Below are 2,044 nucleotides of genomic sequence, written 5' to 3'. Positions count from 1 at the left end.
GCGTCCCGCCCGCCATAGGTTTCGCGCATCTGCCCGATCGACTGGAAGAGGAGGAGCAGGCTGATGCCATATTTGCGACCGGCGTCCCGCGCCGTCTCGAGAATGCGCAAATAGCCGAACCGTGCCACCTCATCGAGCAGGAACAACGTCCGGCTCTTCGTTTCTCCATTCCGATTGTAGATCGCGTTGAGCAGTGCGCCTATAATGGTACGCGCCAGGCCCGGATGCGCCTCGAGTGTTTTTAGATCGAGATTGACGAAGATGTCCGTCTTTCCTTTCGCCAAATCGTCGGTCGACAGGCTCGATCCGGACACCAGCGCCGCATAGTTCGGATAGCTCAGCCAGTGGGTTTCCTTGATCGCATTGGCATAGACGCCGGAGAAGGTTTCCGGCGTCATGTTGACAAAGGCGGCGACGTTTTCCCGCACGAACTCGGATTCCGAATTGTCATGGATCGTCTGCAGCCGTTCGCGCAGTTTCGGTTCCGGTTCGGACAAGTTCATGCGCACCTGGCGCAGCGTCTGCTTTTCCTTTTCCGTATGCCCCGAGAGGCAGACATCGGCGATCAGCGCGGTGATGAGCTGCAGAGCCGAAGCCCGGAAGAAGTCGTCCCTCATGGATGTCTGCCTGCCGACATCGGTGACGACCCAGCTCGCCACGGCGACGACATCCTGTTCCTTCGTGCCGCCATAGCGGCCGATCCAGTCAAGCACGTTGAAGCCGACTGACGCATCCTTCGGGCTGAGCACGAAGACCTCACGTCCGGCCTTGCGCCGGTGATCGATGACCATGGGTGCGACTTCATTTGACGGATCGAGCGCGACCAGCCCGCCGCCCCATTTGAGCGCTGTGGGGATCGTGACGGACGTCGTCTTGAAACCACCCGACCCGGCGAAGACAAGTCCGTGGGTCGATCCGAAGGAGGCGTCGAAGCAAAGGAGCGCCGACTTGCCACCGGCCCCCCAGGACTGTCTGTCGTCGGCGCGGAACGTGTGGCTCGCAACGCTGTCCTTGTCGACGCGATAGGCCTCGCCCACAATGATCCCGCCATCTTCTCCGAACATCCGTTTCGCCTCGCCGAGCGACATCCAGTCCGCCGATCCGTGGATCGCGCGCTTGCCCGTCAGACGGCGTGGCTTCATGCTTGCGAACGCCGCATCACCGCGCAGCGCGACGCGAAGTGCGAACATGCCAGCGACGAAGCAGACCATCGCGCCGATCCCGGTCGAAGGATCGGCATATTCGATCAGCCGGTGCCCATCTGGGACCGCATCCGCGAAACCGCCGAGGCGCGAAAACTCGCGCATTCCCGCAACGCCAATCACGCCGACCGCGCCCACCAGGACACCAAGGCCGGCGGATTTAACCGCCATTGCGCCACGGGCTGCAAAGAGGAAGACAATCCCTATGGCTGCGGCGACACCATAGGGCAGGGCAATGCCGATCCGCCCCAGCGTCAGTTGTGCCTCCGGCGAATTGCCGAACCGTGCCAGCCAGGTTTCCGAGCCAGTAAGCCCAAGACATACAGCGATCATCAAGCCGGCCGGAGCGATCACGAGGAGAAGCTTATTCAGGGTCATTGGAAAACGCATCCGATCCGATCGCCGTGAGCCGTTCCCGCTCCGCTTCGTTCGCTGCAATCCGGCTGGCGCCGTCAATCAGCAGTCCGAGCAGGAGCGCCCGCTTCTCGTAGCGAAGCCCCGCCTTGGCGATCAGACCGCCGAGCTGGATCTTCTCGCGCGTGTCCTTCTTGCGCGCGTCGGACTGGCTTGCCTGTCGCATGCGCTCAAGCCTCGTTATTCGCGCCCGAAGACGCGCCAGCCGGGATTTGCGTGAGGGGAGATTTCCGGGTCTCGCTGCTTCCGCCGCGAAACCGTTTCGCCAGCTCCTCGAAAGCTTCGACGAGCTTGGCGTCGTCGATCTCTATTTCTCCGAGACCGGCCTTGAGCGCGAGCCGTCCGATCCGCTCGGCCTCGCGCGTTTCAGCGACTTTGAGCTGCTCCTGCAGTCTGGCGATGTCTTCCTTGATCTTCGATGAAGGTTT

Annotated in this window: 3 protein-coding genes; all 3 read right to left on the bottom strand. The window is 62.0% G+C overall.

Translation table 11 applies throughout. From position 1 onward, the window contains the following. Nucleotides 1-1,580: Ti-type conjugative transfer system protein TraG (gene traG, locus LC343_RS24950; protein ID WP_223479859.1), on the bottom strand; the 1,580-nt coding region annotated here is incomplete at its 3' end. Then, on the bottom strand, nucleotides 1,567-1,782 hold the full coding sequence (gene traD / locus LC343_RS24945; RefSeq protein ID WP_223479858.1) for a type IV conjugative transfer system coupling protein TraD: 216 nt from the start codon (nucleotides 1,780-1,782) through the stop codon (nucleotides 1,567-1,569). The genes traD and traG, both read right to left, overlap by 14 nt. Before the next feature lie 4 nt (nucleotides 1,783-1,786). Continuing rightward, nucleotides 1,787-2,044, bottom strand: a 258-nt coding sequence (traC, locus tag LC343_RS24940; RefSeq protein ID WP_223479857.1) for a conjugal transfer protein TraC, incomplete at its 5' end; no start/stop codon positions are given.

Origin of the sequence: Oricola indica (assembly GCF_019966595.1) — a bacterium.
GTDB lineage: Bacteria > Pseudomonadota > Alphaproteobacteria > Rhizobiales > Rhizobiaceae > Oricola > Oricola indica.
Note: the sequence above shows the minus strand (reverse complement) of the source record. Positions and strands in the feature narration are given on the sequence as shown.

Excerpts from the sequence above, each read along its gene's own strand:
- traD (WP_223479858.1), bottom strand. The coding sequence starts at position 1,782 with ATGCGACAGGCAAGCCAGTCCGACGCGCGCAAGAAGGACACGCGCGAG.